The 20,111-nt window shown below is 45.8% G+C and carries 16 protein-coding genes; 9 read left to right on the top strand and 7 right to left on the bottom strand.

What is annotated here, in order from left to right:
* Nucleotides 1-487 precede the first annotated feature (487 nt).
* The 4 genes from TBC1_RS11050 to TBC1_RS11030 all read right to left on the bottom strand — a co-directional run bounded on the left by TBC1_RS11050 (nt 488) and on the right by TBC1_RS11030 (nt 3,159).
* Entirely contained in the window at nt 488-1,348 is an 861-nt protein-coding gene (locus TBC1_RS11050; protein ID WP_062042174.1) for a hypothetical protein, read from the bottom strand.
* Nucleotides 1,349-1,768: 420 nt separating this feature from the next.
* Nucleotides 1,769-1,975, bottom strand: a complete 207-nt coding sequence (locus TBC1_RS11040) for a helix-turn-helix transcriptional regulator (RefSeq protein ID WP_062042168.1) — start codon at nt 1,973-1,975, stop codon at nt 1,769-1,771.
* Nucleotides 1,968-2,366, bottom strand: coding sequence for a hypothetical protein (locus TBC1_RS11035; protein WP_062042165.1), 399 nt, complete (start codon nt 2,364-2,366; stop codon nt 1,968-1,970). The genes TBC1_RS11040 and TBC1_RS11035 overlap by 8 nt, the downstream gene beginning before the upstream one ends.
* Before the next feature lie 334 nt (nt 2,367-2,700).
* Nucleotides 2,701-3,159: an IPExxxVDY family protein gene (locus tag TBC1_RS11030; RefSeq protein ID WP_062042162.1), complete on the bottom strand. Its 459-nt coding sequence runs from the start codon at nt 3,157-3,159 to the stop codon at nt 2,701-2,703.
* 375 nt (nt 3,160-3,534) lie between these two features.
* Here TBC1_RS11030 and TBC1_RS11025 point away from each other — a divergent pair, with 375 nt between their 5' ends.
* From TBC1_RS11025 to TBC1_RS11010, 4 genes are read left to right on the top strand one after another with little or no spacing between them, the layout of a single operon-like run.
* On the top strand, nt 3,535-5,787 hold the full coding sequence (locus TBC1_RS11025; protein ID WP_062042159.1) for a tetratricopeptide repeat protein: 2,253 nt from the start codon (nt 3,535-3,537) through the stop codon (nt 5,785-5,787).
* 11 nt (nt 5,788-5,798) lie between these two features.
* Entirely contained in the window at nt 5,799-9,419 is a 3,621-nt protein-coding gene (locus TBC1_RS11020; protein ID WP_062042156.1) for a sensor histidine kinase, read from the top strand.
* Between the two features lie 5 nt (nt 9,420-9,424).
* Complete coding sequence (locus TBC1_RS11015) at nt 9,425-9,808, top strand: response regulator (protein WP_201781657.1); 384 nt, start codon at nt 9,425-9,427, stop codon at nt 9,806-9,808.
* Nucleotides 9,801-10,841 (top strand): adenylate/guanylate cyclase domain-containing protein, encoded by a 1,041-nt coding sequence (locus TBC1_RS11010; RefSeq protein WP_172668878.1) that lies wholly within the window; start codon nt 9,801-9,803, stop codon nt 10,839-10,841. Before TBC1_RS11015 ends, TBC1_RS11010 begins: the two co-directional genes overlap by 8 nt.
* A 659-nt stretch (nt 10,842-11,500) precedes the next feature.
* Here the strand turns inward: TBC1_RS11010 and rnc are convergent.
* From rnc to TBC1_RS10995, 3 genes are read right to left on the bottom strand one after another with little or no spacing between them, the layout of a single operon-like run.
* Nucleotides 11,501-12,244: a ribonuclease III gene (gene rnc / locus TBC1_RS11005; RefSeq protein ID WP_201781656.1), complete on the bottom strand. Its 744-nt coding sequence runs from the start codon at nt 12,242-12,244 to the stop codon at nt 11,501-11,503.
* Nucleotides 12,245-12,247: 3 nt separating this feature from the next.
* On the bottom strand, nt 12,248-13,501 hold the full coding sequence (gene fabF, locus TBC1_RS11000; protein ID WP_062042150.1) for a beta-ketoacyl-ACP synthase II: 1,254 nt from the start codon (nt 13,499-13,501) through the stop codon (nt 12,248-12,250).
* Nucleotides 13,502-13,513: 12 nt separating this feature from the next.
* A complete protein-coding gene (locus tag TBC1_RS10995; protein ID WP_062043017.1) occupies nt 13,514-13,750 on the bottom strand; it encodes an acyl carrier protein in 237 nt (78 codons plus the stop codon).
* A gap of 422 nt (nt 13,751-14,172) precedes the next feature.
* Here TBC1_RS10995 and TBC1_RS10990 point away from each other — a divergent pair, with 422 nt between their 5' ends.
* The 5 genes from TBC1_RS10990 to TBC1_RS10970 all read left to right on the top strand — a co-directional run bounded on the left by TBC1_RS10990 (nt 14,173) and on the right by TBC1_RS10970 (nt 20,096).
* Nucleotides 14,173-14,379: a hypothetical protein gene (locus TBC1_RS10990; RefSeq protein ID WP_062042147.1), complete on the top strand. Its 207-nt coding sequence runs from the start codon at nt 14,173-14,175 to the stop codon at nt 14,377-14,379.
* 3 nt (nt 14,380-14,382) lie between these two features.
* Nucleotides 14,383-17,982 (top strand): zinc-ribbon domain-containing protein, encoded by a 3,600-nt coding sequence (locus TBC1_RS10985; RefSeq protein ID WP_062042145.1) that lies wholly within the window; start codon nt 14,383-14,385, stop codon nt 17,980-17,982.
* A gap of 98 nt (nt 17,983-18,080) precedes the next feature.
* On the top strand, nt 18,081-18,734 hold the full coding sequence (locus TBC1_RS10980; protein WP_062042142.1) for a hypothetical protein: 654 nt from the start codon (nt 18,081-18,083) through the stop codon (nt 18,732-18,734).
* A 52-nt stretch (nt 18,735-18,786) separates the two neighbouring features.
* The gene (locus tag TBC1_RS10975; protein ID WP_137305599.1) at nt 18,787-19,236 is read left to right on the top strand and encodes a hypothetical protein; all 450 of its coding nucleotides are present in this window, start codon (nt 18,787-18,789) and stop codon (nt 19,234-19,236) included.
* Between the two features lie 275 nt (nt 19,237-19,511).
* A complete protein-coding gene (locus tag TBC1_RS10970; protein WP_062042136.1) occupies nt 19,512-20,096 on the top strand; it encodes a Tll0287-like domain-containing protein in 585 nt (194 codons plus the stop codon).
* Nucleotides 20,097-20,111: the final 15 nt, after the last annotated feature.

Genomic DNA, 20,111 nt, shown 5'->3' with positions numbered 1-20,111 from the left:
ATTTCGGATTTCGCTTGTCTCGGGAGACGGCGATAGCCGGATAACGAGAGATTTCAGATTTCGGATTTACCTTCGGTGAACTCCGCTTCGCTCCGGTTCGGATTTTGGTAAAGTGCTGTTCCTGGGTAGTTACAGACAACGCCAAACCGGCACCAAAATACACCTAACAGGTTTTCTTCCAACCTGTTAGGTGTTATAAAGACGTTTAAACCTTGATAAGTTAAACTTCACACAAAGACGGGACGTCCACGCCAGCCGGGTCGTTGTTTTTCTGAAAGACAGGATTAACAGGATTAACAGGATTTGCAGGTTTAAAAAGGATTCTGATTCCGGGAAGATTTCGGATTTAGGTAAAGTGTTATTTCGACGTAGTCACAGACTGCACCGAACAGTTCAAAACAAGACAAGCCTTTTAACTATAACTAAAAGATATGCCAGGCATTTTCGCATGAAAAAATGCATTGATAATCCTGAATCAGAGTCTGAATTAATTTTTTCCGAGTTTTTTAATTTTACCCCAAACCTCCTCTTGCTCAAAAGTTTGTTTATCGCTGTTTAAGGATAGAATTCCGGCACCGATCTCTGAGCCATCACCATGAATAAGGATGTAACCAAAATGATCACCATAGGGTAATCCCATTATTTGAACCATACTTTTAGGTATGGTAACTCTGGTGGTTTTTATCCGGGATAGTCCAAGACCTGAATATGTTGTTGCACTCGAGTAAGAGTAAGTGTATTCGAAGGTGTAATCTCCATATATGCCTTTGTCGTTATAATGCATATTGGCAAAAACTGCCTTCTTACTTTTTTTGTCTGTAGATGGTTTTTCGTTCAGCCTGAAAATATTCAGCCAATCATCAATATTGAAATGATAATTGTCGCTAAAACTGATGGGCAGTTTTTTACCTGCAGAAAAGCAGCCTTTCTGCTCACTCAGACCTTTTGCATCACCGTGTTTACAATATACGTCTTTCCGGACATCATCATCCTTCATTACCATAATACCATGACCAACTTCAGGATCTTTTTTACCCTGAAGGTCAATCTGCCAATATTTGTAAGAAATGCTGTTTGCCTGTTTCTTTCCTTCAAGCAATCTTATGTATCGGGAATCCTCACTGGCGCAAAACCCGATCATACTGTCTCCCAAGGGAATCAGCAGCATAAGACTCGGGCCTATTTTATCGTATTGTGATGTCCGGTAAAAGCCTGCCCAATCCTCATCGGTAAGGATAACCTTTTCATCATAGAAGGTTCGTGGCAGAAGTTGAAGGAAGGGTTGTGCAGAAATATTGCAATTCAAACCAATCGCCAAAGTCATCATTGTTAAAGTTTTCTTTTTCATGGCGCCGTATTCTTATCAGAAACAAAACTTTATTTTCAAACCTCCGCTGGTTGGTTTGAAACGAAAATTTCTGCAATCAGCGGGTAAGCATATCCTTATGCCAGAATTGAGACTGATCCTGATATCAGACATTTTCCGGTTTTCAGGTTGTTTGCGGACAGGTTTCTTTCAAAAAACGGGAAAGAGTAATACTTTACCATTCAATAAATCAGTGTGGATGTCTCATATTAAGAATCAGGACAGACACTGTAAATACCAGAAACAGATTTTACCGCTTCAGTGGAAAGGATGAAATGAATGGAAGTAAAACGGGAGGAAGCGGGAATAGTTTTCCACCGAAACTAAAACATAAAGTTACTGATTTTTAACCAGAAAGGCAAATTCTCAGTACCAAATTTTACGACATTTCTTTTAATGCGGCTAATCTGAATGGTCTTCATTAAACAGAAATACCTCCTCAATGGTAACTTCAAATACCCTGGCAATATCATAAGCCAGTTTCAGTGACGGGTTGTATTTGTTCTTTTCCAGGAATACAATGGTTTCTCTTCGTACATTCACTTTTTTAGCCAATTCATCCTGTGTCAGGTCAAAACGTGCCCTGAGCTCTTTTATACGGTTATTCATGCCTGATTCCCCTGAAATTGATAATCAGCCACGATAAGGCAAAAACCACGCCCATTCCAAGTATCCCGGTTCCGATCAGCTGTTCTGTATCCATTGTCAGCCTGTCCTTCAGAAAAAGAAGGATTACCCAGACGTAAAGTGAGATAAAATATGACAATGCAGCAGCTTTCCTGAGGATCTGTTTGCTGAGTTCATCCTCTGTCGGTTCACCCCGCTTTTCGCTGACAAGACGTTTAAACCCGATAAAAAGCGCGAAGACCACGAGCAGCCCGATCACGAAGAAATGAATGGAGTCAGTTGTTCCCATAGGTTCCGAAAGGCTGAAGAGCCAGTATGCGACCGATACGGTTACCAGACCGGCAACCAGGAACAGAAGGTAAGATCTTTTCATGATATGTGTTATTTAAATCTAACACAAAGTTAGAAAAATATAACATAGAAAGTCAAGTTTTTGGCAAAAAATTTTTTTACCTGGAAGAGGCTGCTTCGACGTAGTCACAGACTAGGCCTAACGGGGATTTTCGATTTCGGATTTCGGATTTCGGATTTACCTTCGGTGAATTCCGCTTCGCTCCGGTTCTGATTTTGGTAAAGTGCTATTCCTGGGTAGTTACAGACTGTGCCGAACCGGCACCAGAATCCACCTAACAGGTTTTCTTCCAACCTGTCAGGTGTTTAAATGACGTTTAAACCCTGATTTTCAAATTCTCACATCAACTAATTAATCAGACTCCCTTCCCAACCAGGTGCAGCTCCAGGTCGGTCATTATGCCTTCGAGGTTTTTCACTTTTGCACCCTCCACGTTAAAGGCCAGTTGCACGCCTTCTATTTTACGGATGGTCCGGAGCAGGGAGTCCAGGTGTTCCGGGTCGAAAGGCCCTTTGGTCAACAGGAAGTAATCCGCCTGACGGTAAGCGGGGACCAGTTTGGCGGTGTGGTTGCTGTTACCGATCAGGTAAAAATGGAGCCGGCGGTTGCATTCATAATACGCGAAGAGCGGAAATTCGGGCAGGGTCCCTTCTTTTTCCTGGTAAACGGGAAGATCGTCGAGCCTTGTAAGGGAAAGGGCAGCGGTGAGGTTAATGTGGTAGGCCAGCCGGTAATCCTTCAGCTGGCTGCTGATACCTATTATCCCCAGATCAGGGTAGGACAGGGGTTCGCTGATCAGTTTCTTTCTGGCCATGGCAGTGGTTTCATGCAAAGATAATTATTCGCAGAGGAAATTTGCCGGACAACTAAAGTTTTCAGGAATGAAAGAAATGACAGGCGGTTTAAGCCGGTGAACTTCGGCTCATCTATAAACAGGACAATTTCTTTAAAGCCATGCAAATATGAACAATAGCCCATGACACAGGTTTATATTTAACTATCTGCATAAGTGTATTTGCGTCAGCCTTCCGTTATTTAAAGGGACTTCTTTGTTTGATTCTGTGAAATGAGTCATTGCCCTGAAGATTATGGTTTCAAGCACTGACAAAGCAATATAGACCTGAATGATTGAAATACAGGTCCGGGTGATGAAATCCCGGGTTCATCAATAATTATTCATTCCAACAAAATGAAAACTGTGCTGAAATCCATTACAATAATTGTGCTGATGATTTTCAGCAGTTATCTGACACAGTCGCAAAATGCGAAGCTTGACAGTCTTGACCGGCTTATCCGTAATGAAGCTGATAAAAAACTGCGCATCAGGCATATGCTTGAAAAGTCTGACCTGCTGGCCATTATCAACCTTGACTCCGCGATTAGCTTTAATTTAAAAATTTTAGATGCGTCGAGGCAGATAAACTACGGACTTGGTCAGGAAGAGGCGATGCTTAAGCTGGTCCACACCTATACCTATTCGGGAAATTCGGCGGCCGCGCTCCAACAGCTTTCTGGTTTAAGGCAATATGTTGAACAAACCGGGGATTCGGGAAGTTTCGCCAACTACTATTCTACGGCTGGTTTGTATTATGGTATGCAAAGCAGGTATGACTCCTCCATATACTTTTACGAAAAGGCCATTCCGCTTTATGAGAAAATCGGAAACCGGGAACGCACAGCACAAAGCGCTTCTAACCTTGCCATTGCTTTTCAGCAGCAGTCAAACTATTCTATGGCTTTGTTATATCAGCAGAAAGCGCTCAGAATTCAGGAGGAGGACGGGAATATTTCGAGTCAGGCGTACACTTTGGTGAACATGGCCAATACCTATCAGAATATGGGTGACAATCCGCGTGCTGAAAGTTATTTTCTTAAATCTATTGATCTGGCGAAACGGCAGCAACTGACCAATGTTGAATTGTATGCTTATACCAATCTTTCGAGCATGTTCCTCGAAATTGAGCAATGGCAAAAGGCGTACGATAATGCTATAGAAGCTGTAAAACTTGGAAGAAGAATGGGCGACAAGGGCATTCAGGCGGCAAGTTTGTCAAAAGCGGCTTTGGCAAAAGCAAATCAGAGCGTATCCGGTGAAGCCCTGCAGTTATCAAAAAGCGCCATTGCGCTCGCCGATTCAGTTAATCAGCCCATGATTACCCAGCAGGCATATTCAAGCATAGGGTTTGTTTTGAAATCGCAGCAAAAATGGAATGAGGCCATTCCTTACTATGAAAAGGCGATGGCTTCGCTGGCGGATGCCGATCTTTTTATAGAGGAAAACGGAAGTCTTTACAGGGAGTTGTCAGCGTGCTACGAACAGATTGGTTACACGGCCAGGGCGCTTGAGTTGTACAAAAAATATACGGTAATCTCCGACTCCATAAACAGCAGGGAAAACATCCGCAGGGCTACCGAGCTTACCATGAATTATGAATTTGAGAAAAAGGAACAGGCTGCCAGGGTGCTTCAGAGAGCCAAAGATGAGATTTACCGCACCCGGATGATCGGCCTTGGAAGTGGTCTGTTTCTATCCTTTATCATTATCATTGGCGCTTTAATTGGTTACCGCGGGAAACAAAGGGCCAATGCCCAGCTCAGGCAACAAAAAACCAGGATTGAGGATGCGTTGAAAAGGCTGAAGGATACCCAGTCGCAATTGATTCAATCAGAGAAAATGGCTTCTTTGGGTGAACTGACTGCAGGCATTGCCCACGAAATTCAAAACCCGCTGAATTTTGTCAACAATTTCTCCGAGTTAAGTAATGAATTGATTGCAGAGATCAGGGATGAATTAGCCCTGGGTAATTATGAAGGTGCAAACGAACTCTTGAATGATGTTCATGAAAACCTGAAAAAGATTACCCATCATGGTAAAAGAGCTGATGGCATTGTAAAGGGGATGCTTCAACACAGCCGGACCAGCACCGGAGATAAGCTGCCCACCGACATCAACAACCTTTCGGATGAATACCTGCGGCTGGCCTATCATGGGATGCGGGCAAGGGATAACAGCTTCAATGTTAATATTATAACCGAATACGACCCTGCTGTCGGGGAAGTGGATGTTGTCCCCCAGGATATGGGAAGGGTAATGCTCAACCTGATCAATAACGCCCTGTATGCCGTTGCTGAGAAAACTAAAAAATCAAGGGATAACGGTGAAGAATACGAACCTAAGGTTTCCCTTGTTACAAAAAGGAAGGAGAACGCCGTTGAAATCAGGGTATCAGACAATGGCGACGGGATTCCGGATGCAATTAAAGACAAGGTCTTCCAGCCTTTTTTTACAACAAAGCCAACCGGGCAGGGCACCGGACTGGGTTTGAGCTTAAGTTATGATATTGTGACCAAAGTGCATGGAGGCGAATTGCTGATACACGGACTGAATGATGGAGGTGCTGAATTTATTGTGCGGCTTCCGATGGCTGTAAACCAAACCTGATAAATCAGAAGTTGTATAACTTTCGAATCACCGGCAATCTGTTTCTGATCATTTTTCTGATCACGATACTTCTTTCCTGTAAACGTGAGGTGAAGAAAGCCGTACCGGGTCCCTTCCGCCAGGGGAATTCTGCTGAGGTTCCTGTTGTGGTTGAAGCCGGTAAGCCATTGGTTTACAGTCTGGATTCGCAACCTGCGCCAGTTAAGATCCGCCTTTCATCCAGGCAGGCCCCGGAAGCCCGGCCCTTTGATTTTTTCATAAATATGCCCGAATTCAATACCGAGCATGGTTTGGCGATGAGCAGTATTTTGTGCGGGTTTGAGGACTCCGCCGGGAACCTCTGGTTTGGCACCTCAGGCAACGGCCTGAGCAAATATGACGGTCAGGCCTTTACCAACTACACCTCTAACCATGGTTTGATCCATAACCTTGTCAATTGTATTCATGAAGATGAGTCCGGAAATATCTGGTTCGGAACTTATGGCGGCCTGAGCAAATACGACGGGATGGGATTTCAGAATTTTACCATGGAGCACGGGCTCATCGACAATGATATCAACGGGATTCTTGCCGACAGTGATGGCAATCTCTGGTTTTCTTCTACAAAGGGCGTTACAAAGTTGCTTAAACAGGATATTGATCATGCAGGAAGCAGGTTTATCAATTACAATGAAAAGGATGGTTTGCCGGGTAGCTTCGTCGGAGATTTATTTATAGACAGCAAGGGCAAACTCTGGCTTGCAACGGATTATGGTATAGCGCTTTACAATCCGGAGTCAGCGGCCGCAGGAGAAAAAGCCTTTGTTAATTACCCCTTATTGAAAGGAGGTGTTAAAGTCTTTACCATTGTTGAAGATAAAAGCGGATTCCTCTGGATAGGCACTGATAAAGGGGTGGTGAAGGTTGAGCCGTCCGGGCTTGTAAAGGGAAACGAAGATTTTATTCGTTATACAACCAGCGACGGATTGATAAACAATGAAATAAAAAGCAGCCTGGTTGATCGTCAGGGTAATGTTTGGTTCGGCACCAAAACCGGCCTCTCAGAGTACAGGGAGGAAGATTCCGTTTTTGTGAATTATACTGTAAAACAAGGGCTGGCTCATAACAAGGTCTACAGCATCACCCAGGATCATGCAGGCCGCCTGTGGTTCGGCACTTTAGGCGGCGGGCTCAGCAGGTATGATGGCTCCAGTGTAACCGGTATAGGCGGTGAGGATGACTTCCTGCTGGAAGCCATCCTCGCGGTGAGCGAGGATGATGATGGAAATCTGTGGTTGTGCGCCGGTAATGGTGTCTTCAGTTTTAATGTCAATAACCAAAGGGAAAAGAAGAAGTATTTTTTACGGTATAACTCCTCCCAGGGTTTCCCTGAGAATTATCCGTTTGCGATCATCAGGGATAAAACCGGAAGGTTGTGGTTCAGTGCCGATCGCGGCCTGAGTAGTTTCGATGGTGAAACAATCGTTAATTATACTGTGGATCAGGGTTTGATTGACGATAATGTGGTTAGTCTGCAGGAAGACAGCAAAGGAAGGTTATGGATCGGAACCTATGAAAAAGGATTCAGTGTATTTGACGGCTCAACTTTCCGGAACTTTACCACAGAACAGGGATTGTTGCACAATACCGTGTGGTACTTTTATGAAGATAAAAAGGGAAATATGTGGATGGCTACCCGCGGTGGCCTGAGCGTGTTCAATGGAAAAACTTTTATCAATTTTACAAAAGCACAGGGGCTCAGGGATAATAAGCTTTCGTATGTTACTGAGGATAAGAATGGTAATATCCTGATAGGCAGTTGGGGCGGCGGTGTTTCAATTATCCGGAAAAACACGGCCGAACAACTTACTTCAGGTAGTCCGGCTCAGGTTGAAGGAACTGTTTTCGAGCAATTTACAACCAGTGAAGGCTTGGCCAACGATGTGGTTTATGGAATTATAGAAGATAAAGATGGCAATATTTTTATAGGTACCAGCAATGGTTTTACCGTGTTGAAAGGAGGCATTGGCCCCCAGGGAATAAATATTGCCGGAAACGGGATTGAGTATTTCAACCAGAAAACCGGCTATCCCATCCGCGACATCAGCAATAATTTCTCTATGTTCCTCGACAGTAAAGGAATTATATGGGCAGGTACGGGTGATAAGCTTGTGCGGTTTGACTATTCCAGCGTGATCAAGAGTACCGGACCGCCGAAAACCCGGATTCAGAGTGTTAAAGTGAATCATGAGCATTTTAGCTGGAATACATTGCTTTATGCCGGCATGGATGACTCCGTCAGAAACCGGGAAAAGTATGCCGTACACGCTTTTCTGGCTGATGAGCTCCGCGTTTTTGGCCGGTTGCTTACCGATGAAGAACGTGATACGCTGGTAAAAAAATATAGTGACATTGGTTTTGATGGTATAAGACCCTTCAGTGGAATACCTGAAAATCTGGTGTTACCCTTCAAATTCAACAACATCAGTTTTGACTTCAACAGCCTCGAAACTGCCCGGCCTTTTATGGTTAAGTATCAGTATATGCTTGAAGGATACGATGAAACATGGAATCCGGTAACCGGCAAATCCACGGCAAGCTTTGGAAATATTCCGCCGGGTTCATATACCTTTAAAGTGAAGGCCTTGAGTCCTGAAGGTGAATGGAGCGGACCGGCACTTTATAAGTTCGAAATTCTTCCGCCGTTTTACCGTTCATGGTGGGCATACCTGTTTTACTTTTTGTTACTGGCGGCGGGAATTTTTGCCGTTGACCGGTTTCAGCGCAAACGCCTGATTGCCCGGGAGCGGCAGAGGGCTGTGAATCTGGAACTTATGCAGGCCAGGGAAATTGAAAAGGCTTATGACGAACTTAAATCCACGCAGGCACAACTTATTCACAGTGAAAAAATGGCATCATTGGGCGAACTGGCAGCCGGCATAGCCCATGAAATACAAAATCCGCTCAATTTTGTCAATAATTTTTCTGAGGTCAGCAAAGAACTGATCGGAGAAATTCAGGCTGAGCTTACGAATGGCAATCAGGAGCAGGCATCCGGCATGCTGAAAGATGTACAGGCAAACCTCGATAAAATTAATCATCACGGTAAACGGGCTGATTCTATTATAAAGGGAATGCTTCAGCACAGCCGCAGCAGTGCCGGAACAAAGGAGCCCGCAAATCTCAATGCACTTGCCGATGAATATTTCCGTCTGGCTTATCATGGCTTAAGGGCCAAAGACAAATCATTCAATGCTGCCATGGAAACGGATTATGATCCTGAAATTGGTCTGATCAGTTTTATTCCGCAGGATATCGGCAGGGTAATTTTAAATCTGATTACCAATGCCTTTTATGCTGTAAATGAAAAGCGAAAACTGGATCAACCCGGTTACAAACCTGTTGTAAAACTACAAACCAGAAAGATTTTAAACGGTGTAGAGGTGAACGTAACCGATAACGGCGATGGTATTCCTGACAGCATTAAAGATAAAATTTTCCAGCCGTTTTTTACAACAAAGCCAACAGGGCAGGGTACCGGTCTGGGGCTTAGCATGAGTTTCGACATCGTTACCAAAGGCCATGGCGGAGAGCTTAAAGTAGCGACAGCGGAGGGAAGGGGAACCACATTTACCATTTTTATTCCAACATGAACAAAATGATTAAGATATTGGTCGTTGATGACGAAAAAGACATACAGCCGTTGTTTGAACAGCGGTTCCGCAAGGAAATCAGATCAGGTGAAATACTGCTTGAGTTTGCCTTTTCGGGTGAGGAAGCACTGATTTGCCTCGAAAAATACGTGCATGAAGCGGTGCTTATCCTATCCGATATCAACATGCCGGGCATGAGCGGGCTGGAGTTGCTCAGCCGCATCAAAGCCAAACATCATGATCCCCCGCCAATGGTGATGATGATTTCAGCTTACGGGGATCAGGAAAATTACACAAAAGCCATGGAGCTGGGGGCCGATGACTTTATTTCGAAACCGGTGGATTTTGTAGCGCTTAAAGAGAAAATAAAAAAATGTTGTGATGGCTAAGATATTGGTGGTTGACGATGAGCCGGATCTTGAGATGCTGATCAGGCAGAAATTCCGTAAGAAAATAAGGGAAGGGGAGTACGATTTCGTGTTTGCCGGCAATGGCCGTCATGCCCTTGAGCAGCTGGAGCAGCACCCCGATGTGGAAATTGTGCTCAGCGACATCAACATGCCCGAAATGGATGGTCTTACCTTGCTGTCGAAGCTCAACGATCAGCACGTGTTGCTTAAGGCTGTGATTGTTTCAGCTTACGGCGATATGGAAAACATCCGCATGGCCATGAACCGCGGTGCCTTCGACTTTGTTACCAAGCCGGTTGATTTTTATGACCTTGAACTTACCATCGAAAAGACCCTCTCTCATGTAAGGCAGCTGCGCCAAACATTGAAAGCAGTTAAGGAAAACAATATCCTCAAAATGTACGTTGACGAAACGGTATTGCATTTTATGAACAGCAGGGAGTATGAAACATCGGTAATGGTCAGTGAAACGCTCGAGGCGAGCATTGCTTTTATTGATATCTGCGGGTTTACTTCGATCAGCGAAAACGAAATTCCCGGTAATGTCGTGAAGTTGCTCAACAGCTATTTTGATGTGATGGTAAAGGAAATCATCAACCAGGAAGGTTATATTGATAAGTTTATCGGCGATGCGATTATGGCTGTTTTTCGCGGCGATTATCACCTGGACCGGGCGATTGATGCCTGCCTGGCAGTCCGCAGTGAAATTGAAAAGCTGCCTGTTTTTTCAGAAAATGTCAGCTACAAACCAAATGTTTCAATTGGTATTAATAGTGGAGAAGTAATATCGGGCAATATCGGCTCTGCCAGTTTACGCCGGCTCGATTATACGGTAATCGGTGATGTGGTAAATACCGCGCAAAGACTGCAATCGGCAGCCAGACAAGGGCAGATCGTAATTTGCGATGAAGCGTATCAAAGAATAAAGCATTCTTTCAAATGCCTGCAAATCGGCGAAATCACACTTAAAAACAAGCAGAAGCCCGTAATGGTGTATGAGGTAATCAGCTAAATGCTTGTTATATCAAATGGTTTCGACGTGGTTACAGACTATGCCTGAAGGAGGGGCGAGGGACGCTGAAGGAGGGACGAGGGACGCTTGAAGGAGGGACGAGGGACGCTTGAAGGAGGGACGAGGGGCGCTGAAGGAGGGACGAGGGACGCTGAAGGAGGAGAGGAAGAGAGAGGAAGAGTGAGGAAGAAAGGGACAAGGATTCACCTGACAGGTTTTCTTCTAACCTGTTAGGTGTATAAAAGACGTTTAAACCTTAATAAGCTAAACTTCAGCACAGAAAGACAGGATTAACAGGATTAACAGGATTCTGATACCGGACGTAATTTCAGGAATAACTGCTATCTTAAAATTCCCGCCCCAACCTTGGTTGCTGAGCGACGGTGGTCGAGCGAAGCCGAGACCAGCCGAAGCTCAACCTCAACCTCAACCTCAACCTTAACCTTAACCTCAGACTCCCTGATAAGCTAAATTTCAGCACGGAAAGATAGGATTGACAGGATTAAATGGATTCTGTTACCGGGAAGATTTTGGATTTTGGCCCAGATCGTTATCGGGATATAAAATTCTCATATTTTCAAATCATTAAATTGTTTAATTATTCATTCCCGGACGAAGGCGTGACCGGTAAAAAGTGAAGGTTGATTTGTATTGGAAGTTTAATGCTTCCCGTTGCCGTTGATTCCGAAATATTCGATGGCCTTCATGGCGGCATTTTGTTCGGCGCCTTTAATGGAAAAGTCGCGGCCCGAGCCGGCAACCTCCTGATCGACCGTAACCTCGACAATGTATTGCTTGTTGTAGCCTGATCCTACCTCCTGTATCACATTGAATTCGACCTGTTTCTTGTCTTTTTGCGCCCACTCTATCAGCCGGCTTTTAAAGTTCAGGTCGGTATTGATCAGCTCGTTCAGGTCAAAATGGGTTTTAATTACCCTGTTTATCAGAACTTTCCGGGTAAACCCGTAGCCTTTGTCCAGGTACATGGCACCCACAATGGCTTCGAAGGCATCGCCCCTGATGGAGCGGTACACATTGTTTTTTTCCTGGGTATGGATGATCAGCTGATCAAGTCCGAGGCGGAGCGAAAGTTTGTTGAGCTGGGCGCGGCTCACGATCTTGGAGCGCATCTCAGTAAGAAAACCTTCATCTTTGTAAGGAAACATCCTGAAGAGGTAATCGGCCACCACTGTGCTGAGCACGGTATCGCCCAGGAATTCGAGTCTTTCGTTGCTGACCCTGATCCCGTTGTGAAGTTCTTCGGCCTGGGATTTATGGCGGAAAGCAAGTTTGTATAAAAAAATATTTCCGGGATAATACCCGAAAATATTTTTTATTGCTTCAAAAAAGTGTTTTTCAGCGGAAAAGTAAAACCGCGGTGGTTTTAATTTCAGGAGGAACACAGCTTATTTTACAAATTTCTTGATCAGGATGGAGGCATTGTGTCCGCCAAAACCGAAAGTGTTGCTGATGGCGACATTGACGGTTCTGTTTACAGCCTTTCCAAAGGTAAAGTTCAGTGTGGGATCGATTTCCGGATCATCGGTAAAGTGGTTGATGGTCGGGGGAATGATGTTGTTCTGAACGGCCAGTATGGTGGCGATGGCTTCAATGGCTCCGGCGGCTCCCAGCAGGTGGCCTGTCATTGATTTGGTACTGTTGATGTTGATTTTGGGCGCATGTTCGCCGAAGAGCGTAACAATGGCTTTAGCTTCGGCAATATCACCCAGGGGGGTGGAGGTGCCGTGCGTATTGATATGGTCAACATCGGCGGGGCTGAGTCCGGCTTCTTCCAGCGCGGCTTTCATGGCGCGCATGGCGCCGTCGCCTTCGGGATGGGGGCCTGTCATGTGATAGGCATCGGCGGTAAGACCGCTACCGGCCACTTCGGCGTAGATTTTAGCTCCCCTGGCCAGGGCATGATCCAGTTCTTCGAGGATCAGGGCTCCGGCGCCTTCTCCGATCACAAAGCCGTCGCGGTCCTTGTCAAACGGACGGGAACCGGTTTTGGGATCATCATTTCTTGTGGAGATGGCGTGCATGGCATTGAAACCGCCGACACCGGGCGCATTTACCGCGGCTTCCGATCCGCCGCAGACAAACATATCGGCCTTTCCCCACTTGATGTAACTGAATGCGTCCACAATGGCGTTGGCCGACGATGCACAGGCCGAAACCGTAGCGAAGTTGGGGCCTTTGAAGCCATGTTTGATGGAGATATGTCCTGCCGTGATATCGGCAATCATTTTCGGGATAAAGAACGGGTTGAACCTGGGTGTTCCATCGCCGGTGGCGTAAGCGCTGACTTCCTCAAGGAAGGTAACCAGCCCGCCGATTCCGGAGGCCCAGATTACACCAATACGGTTGAGGTCGAGTTTTTCGGGTATCAGTCCTGCATCGGCAACTGCCTCGTCAGAGCTGACCATACCGTACTGGGCATAGGGATCGTACTTGCGAACTTCTTTCCTGTCGAAATAATTCAGGGGATCGAAGTTCTTGACTTCGCATGCAAACTGCGTCTTGAACCTGCCTGCATCGAACCGCGTGATACGGTCAGCGCCGCTTACTCCATTAACCAAGCCATCCCAGTATGCTGGAACAGTATTGCCTAATGGAGTAAGTGCACCTAGTCCGGTTACTACAACTCGTCTTAACTTCATTCAGGAAAATCCTTATTTGGTGTTGTTTTCGATGTAAGCAATGGCGTCGCCTACAGTACCGATTTTTTCAGCCTGATCATCGGGGATGGCAATGTTGAATTCCTTTTCGAATTCCATGATCAGTTCAACGGTATCAAGAGAATCTGCACCTAAATCGTTGGTGAAACTTGCTTCGGGAGTCACTTCGTTCTCATCAACGCCAAGCTTATCAACGATGATAGCTTTTACTTTTGTTGCAATGTCTGACATTTTTTCTCCTTTTTTGGTTTGAGCCTGCAAAGAAACAAATTATTCAAATACCAAACAAAAGTTTTGTTTATCAGCAGGCAGTCAGAATTCCGTAAATAGCAGAAAAATAGCAATATAGATGTATGTATGTATGAGCGTTAAATGCATTATAAATAAGATAATGAACAGATAATCAGCGTTATAGCATTGCGGCCCCGGATAGCATTAAAATTGGCTTAAATTTTACCGGTTTGGCCAGCCCGTTTATACATAATTTCTCTTGCAGAAGGCTAAAATATATTGACAAGAAAGGGTTTTTGCGTTACCTTTCACCTGACTTACCGATGGTTTGAAGCTACCTGTTCTGTTTTGACCAGAAAACCTTTAATATCTGATAATTACACCGATTATAATATATAGTACCGGACTCTAAACGTATTTTTATGACTGAAACTCCTGATGATTCAACTTATCCGCAGCAGCAAAAAAAGAAAAAAAGGGGATGTTGTTCCGGTTGCCTGATTGTAATACTTGTTATTGTCGTTGCCATTGCCGGCTTGTTCGGATATTACTGGTACAAGAGTATTCCGAAGAAATCTCCGGTTGAAAAAGAGTACAATTCCATCCCCGGTTATTTTGAAAATGAATAAACTATGAAACGGACAATAATCGCAGGATTAATATTACTGATGGCCCTTACAGGATTTCCGCAGGAATCGTTCAGGTTGCTGGTGGAGCCCGGGAAACCGCAACTTGCCGGCGACGGGGAGGATTTTACCACCCTGGTGATTTCGGCCCGGAACGGCGAAGGGGAAGTAATTACCACTATGAGCGGCAAGGTAAAAATAGGTGTCAGTTCCGGTTTTCCCGATGAAACCGAGGTTAACATGCAATCGGGCGTGGCATTGGTCAAATTTACCAGCCCCATGTTCGGGACGCCGGTGAAATCATCGCAGCGCATGGTGTATTTTATGTTCCGTTTCATGCAGAAATTTATGGCCAGGGCCACCGGTTCAACGGATTATGCTGCCAATCAGAAGCTGGCCACAAATATTGCCCTTGAAACTTTCCGCGAAGGACTGAACCCTATCACCCTGATCCCTAAAAAAGAGGGCGACAATTTTGTATATATTGTGTGTGAACTGAACGGTGTTAAGGGCAAAGCAAAAATTGAAATTACAAAAGCCACCGACGGCCGGAACGGGAACATAATTCCCGGGGTATATTATGGGAAGGATATTACGGGGCAATCCAGCTGGTATCTGGATATAACCCGCGGCGGAGAGGGTACATTCGGGGAGGCATCTGCACCGGGAGAAGCTAACGGGATATTGTTCAGCAATGAAGAGTTTACCGAATTCAATGATGCTATGGGTAAGATGGCCGGGATGACCGGCTTCAAAAAAGCCTTCATCGGCCTGCCCGCTTCGGAGCAAAAGTATGTGGAGAACTACAGCATTCGCGATATGGGCATGCCTTCGGCATATATGCCTATGCCCAACCATGGTGTTTTTGTTTACATACCCCCCATTTTATTTGAATATGCCGGTCAGAAAAAAAGCAGCGAGGCCGCCGGAACCAAAGAAGAAGAAGTAAAAACAGAAAAGACAGGCATTGTATTCAGCCAGAATAAAATTGTCGGCGACGGGCGCAGCAGGACAAAGGCCGTATTTCATTTCGAAGATGAAAACGGAAGGCCTGTTGAGGGGAAAACCATCTCCTGGTCGGTTCCTGCTGGATTGAAGGTTATCTCGAAGGAAACGGTAACAAACGCCCAGGGGAATGCAGTGCTTGTGCTTGAAGCGCCCATCATAAAAGCGACTGATGAAAAAAGGGGCGAAAACACCGGAGGACTGATTGATAATTACGATCTGTTTCTGCTGAAGGCCAGCTATCCTTCGCTGAGCGAAAAAACCGAGACCACCCAGGCCTATCTCTCGGTTTATAAAACCCTTGAGCAGGATATTTATATCCTCAAACCCGGGATGGAAATTCTGCCCTATAAAGTGCTGTTGCCACAGCTTGAGTATTACAACCTGGAGAGCAGTATTTATGCATTGCTTCCTGAAAGCTACATGACTGTCCCGAACAAAAAGACACCGGTCAACGATGCGGTGGTATTTCTTGCCAGCCGGAAGTTTGACAAAGCAGAATTTCAGAAGGTCTATAACCTTTATTTTAAAGAAGACCGGGCAATGTTTATTCAGATGCTCGAAAATGAAAAGGGAGGATTTTCGGCCATTACGGAGCCATCGGGAAAGTTTAAACTGGTGGTCAGGGATTTTGAAGGGAAAAGAAGGCTGTTTTCAGGAGATTATGACCGGACAATGCAGATTGAACCATTGGAAGCGAAAATCGCTGACCTTACCGGCCGCAGGAAGGGCGCGCTTACCGAAGCCCTGGACCTGCTGGCCGGCGGGGATGCCGCTGTTGTTGATGCGCAGAATGCGGGGGAGCCCCCGGTGGTAACCACCCTCAAGGCGATGGATTTTAAAGCAAATGTCCTGACGAAGTTGCTTGAAATGGAAAACAGCCTCTGTTCCGGAGGTCACCAGGATGCCATGTACATTGAGGAAAAACTGCATGTGATCGGTATGCTGATGACCAATATCAAAGGATCCGCGAGGTATGTGCGTGACTGCGCCAAGGTGTTCGGTCAGCAAAGTTATGAAGCGCTGAAGTTCCTGATGTTTTACGCCGCCGAAAAGTTTAAATTCAATGAGAAGGTCGGGAACTGGCTGGGCAATACCGAAACCGGCAAACAGTTGTCGGATGCGGGCGTGCAGGCCACAGGCTATGTTAACCAGCATCTGCTTGGTATAAGTGAGGATGCTGCCAAACGCAATATTGCCCAGAATTTTTTATTGGAGGTTATTGCACAGGTAAAGAAACTGCCGACGGATGAATATTACCGGTTGCTGGGCCATGCTGCCAATTATGCGCTCACCGAAAAGCAGAAGCAGATGATGGATGCTGTGGTGGATGCTGTTGTTTATTACCTTCCGTTCCCCGACATGATTGCCGATAAGCTGGTGGCAAAGTTTTACGCCGGACAGACATCGGAAGTACTGAAGCTTTTAAACCAGGATCCGGCGAAAGTACACGCGGTATACGGACAGTTACAACCGGCCTTGCGCGACCGTTCCACCGATATCCGGCAGCAATACACGGATGTGGCTGCCTGGAGGCTTAATCTGGATGATTTTAAGGCTTATACGGATCTTTTTGCAGATCTTATAGTCAAAGGGGCTGTAATTATCTGGGATGTAAAAACACTCAATTTTGCGAAAATCCAGAAGCATCTGGAGTACATTGACAAAACCAAAAATGCCCTCAATGCCGCCTATCATGCTTCAAGCGTTGCCCTTGAATTCTGCAGCTTCCGCAATTTGTGGGCTGAAAGTGACGCCGTGCTGATCTATGCCAATAAATGCATTGAACAGGGTTTGATAAATCCGGTGACCCAAAACACCGGTGCTCACTGGTCGCTGTTTCCCGCCGCGATGGCCGGTAACGGGCAGGAGGCCCTGCTAATGAAAGGCGTTCCGGCATTAAATGACAAACAACTCAAGCTCAGCAATGGCTCCTTGCCCGTTCAGGCGTTGAACCAGATGTTACAAGGTTATCCTGAATTCAACCGCTGGTTTGAGCAGCATGAACTGAAGATTCACTGGCTTACGGTGGAGTCTCCCGAAAAGGCAGCACGCTTATTCAGTTCAGCCGGTGCATACCGGTCGGGAATGGAGTCACTTATCATCCTTGCACCGGGTGTTCTTCAAACTCCGGAGGATCCGCTCCTGAAAAGCCGCTGGGATGAGGTTTCAGGAAAGGTGGTGGCGACATCGGCCGAAATGATTGCTTCCTCCGGAGAGGCTGTTGCTGCGCTGAAATCGATGGAGGCGAATCCCAGGGTCAACACTTTTGAGGAAAAGTCTTCAGCTATTATCCTGAAGACCGGAACCGACAAAAGGATGGTTTATGTTTTGATTGCAGCAGGATTTTTATTGCTGTTGTTACTGTTGCTGCTGTTGATCCGCAGGCGCCGGAGAAAGAGACAGCCGGCTTCCGGTCCGGTGAATGTAACTATCCCTGCTGCCCCGGTCATGCCGGCAGCAACTCCACCCGCTACTCCAATGCAGGCGGGTGGTACGGTTATGAAACCTGCTTCTACGCCCAAATTCTGTCCTAAGTGCGGAAATCCACTGAAACCGGGCGTAAAATTCTGCGGAAAGTGCGGGAATCGGTTTTATTAATCTTTATGGACGATCGGTTGATTTTGAAAGCGTAATGCTTTTAATATCAATAATATGAGACCTCTTAATTTACTTCACATTTAATCAATTATCCTCACATGAAAAAGCTGTTTGTAATTCTGCTTGGCATCTCAGTCAGCGTTTTCTGCTTATCCTGCGAGAAAATCCTTGACAAGGAAGATGCGAATGAACTCAAGGGCGACCAGTCACCCATGGGCGAGGTTGGTGTTATCGTTTCATCCAGTTCTGCTGAAATAGCGGGAGTAAGCGACTTTTCAGCGGTAGTTACCGAGCTGAAGGATGGTGTTTCGACCTATACCGCCTCGGCCAAAGTTACCAACACTTTTATCAAAAACATGGTTTCGGGTTTCCCCGGCGTTACCATCAACGGCGATGATGTCACCATCACCAACCTGAAGATGCAGCAGACCACCGAAGGCATTAAATGCCTTACGGGCCCGGGTGCCGGTGTACTGGTGAAGTACGATTCGAAGGTTGGCGACACCTACCCGGTTGGCAATACCGGTAAAGAAAGGAAGGTAGTCAGTAAAACCGGGGTTGATGACTATCCGTACGGATTTTTCCTGATCAAAACCATTCAGGTTGAAACCACCCCGATTGACATTAAGAGCGGCGGGATTCAGAAAATCACCTACATTGCTAACCATAAGTTTGGGATGGTTGGAGTCAGGGTCGACTTTGACGATGAAACCAGCGTGACTTTTCCGGTTTATTCCAGTGCTGAAAACTGATTTCAGCGCGGGATGGTATAATATTTTCACATTTGTATTTGATTCATTGTCAATGAACAAGCTTTTATTGCCTTACCGGTGGAAGTTGCCCGGTATGATACTGTCTTCCGCCGGCGTATTGCTGGCGGTGCTGTTCACCTGGTTTGATTTCAGGTTGAAAATCCCGGTTTTTGCCGTTTACTCGGCCTTCCTGGAAACTAAAATGTTCGTGACTTTCCGGACAAATTTCTCCGATGAGCTGACCCTGCTGACTTTATTGACCGGCCTGGCCCTGGTTGCATTCTCTAAGGAAAAAAATGAACAGCAAGGCTTTGATCTGATCCGTTTGAAGGCTATGTTCAGGGCTGTGCTGGTAAATACTGCATTTCTTATCCTGTCTGTACTGTTTATTTACGGAAGCGGGTTTATGGCAGTGCTGGTCGCGAATCTGTTCACTTTTTTTGTGCTCTATCTGCTTTTTTTCTATTCCGGAAAACTTAGGGCAAATCATGCTGATCATTAAATATCATTTTTGTCCGGTAAATTTTTAGAATGAGTTATGAGATTACCTTCGGTGAGCTCTCCCGATGGTATCGGGATCGGTTCTTCACTTCACTACGTTGCGTTCAGAATGACAATACATTAAAGATAATCAAAGGGGGCTTGGTGGCGGTATAGCCGCCACCAAGCCCCCTCCCCATCAAACCCATGTAAGTCAAAGTCATTCTGATCCCGCATTTTGCGGGAGAAGAATCTCATAACTTAACCGGACAACATTGATTAAACATTAAAAATCCTATGAGAAAACTACTTTCCGGCATCTCTTTCCTGCTTCTGTTTGTTCTTATTTCCTGCAATCAATCAAATCAGCCTGGCAATTCAGACAGCAGGGGATTTGATACCACTGCTTTTATACAGCTTGGCGATTCAATTACGGTGGCTGTTCAACAGGTCTTACTGTCAAACGTGATGCTTGCCACTAAAGCCGGAGGGGCAGGCCACGCGGTCGCTTTCTGTAACGAACGTGCCATGGCGCTTACCGATTCACTTGCGCTGAAATATAACTGCAGGATTCAGAGGATATCTGATAAATACCGCAATCCCGCCAATAAGCCCGGCGAAAAAGAAGCGGCCCTGCTGAAAAAATTGGGTTCTTTAAACGCTGCATCGCCCTTGATCTTTAACGAAGACAGTGCCCTGATTTATTACAAACCCATCAGGGTGGCGATGCCGGCCTGTCTCAGTTGCCATGGAGCAGCGGGGAAAGACATCCTGCCCGGAACACTTGAAGTTATCAGGCAGCAATATCCCGGTGACCTGGCAACAGGTTATAAAGAAGGTGATTTCCGCGGATTATGGAAAATCACCTTCACGAAAGAATAATCCGGTTTTTACCGG

This window comes from Lentimicrobium saccharophilum (assembly GCF_001192835.1).
Classification (GTDB): Bacteria; Bacteroidota; Bacteroidia; order Bacteroidales; family Lentimicrobiaceae; genus Lentimicrobium; species Lentimicrobium saccharophilum.
Note: the sequence above shows the minus strand (reverse complement) of the source record. Positions and strands in the feature narration are given on the sequence as shown.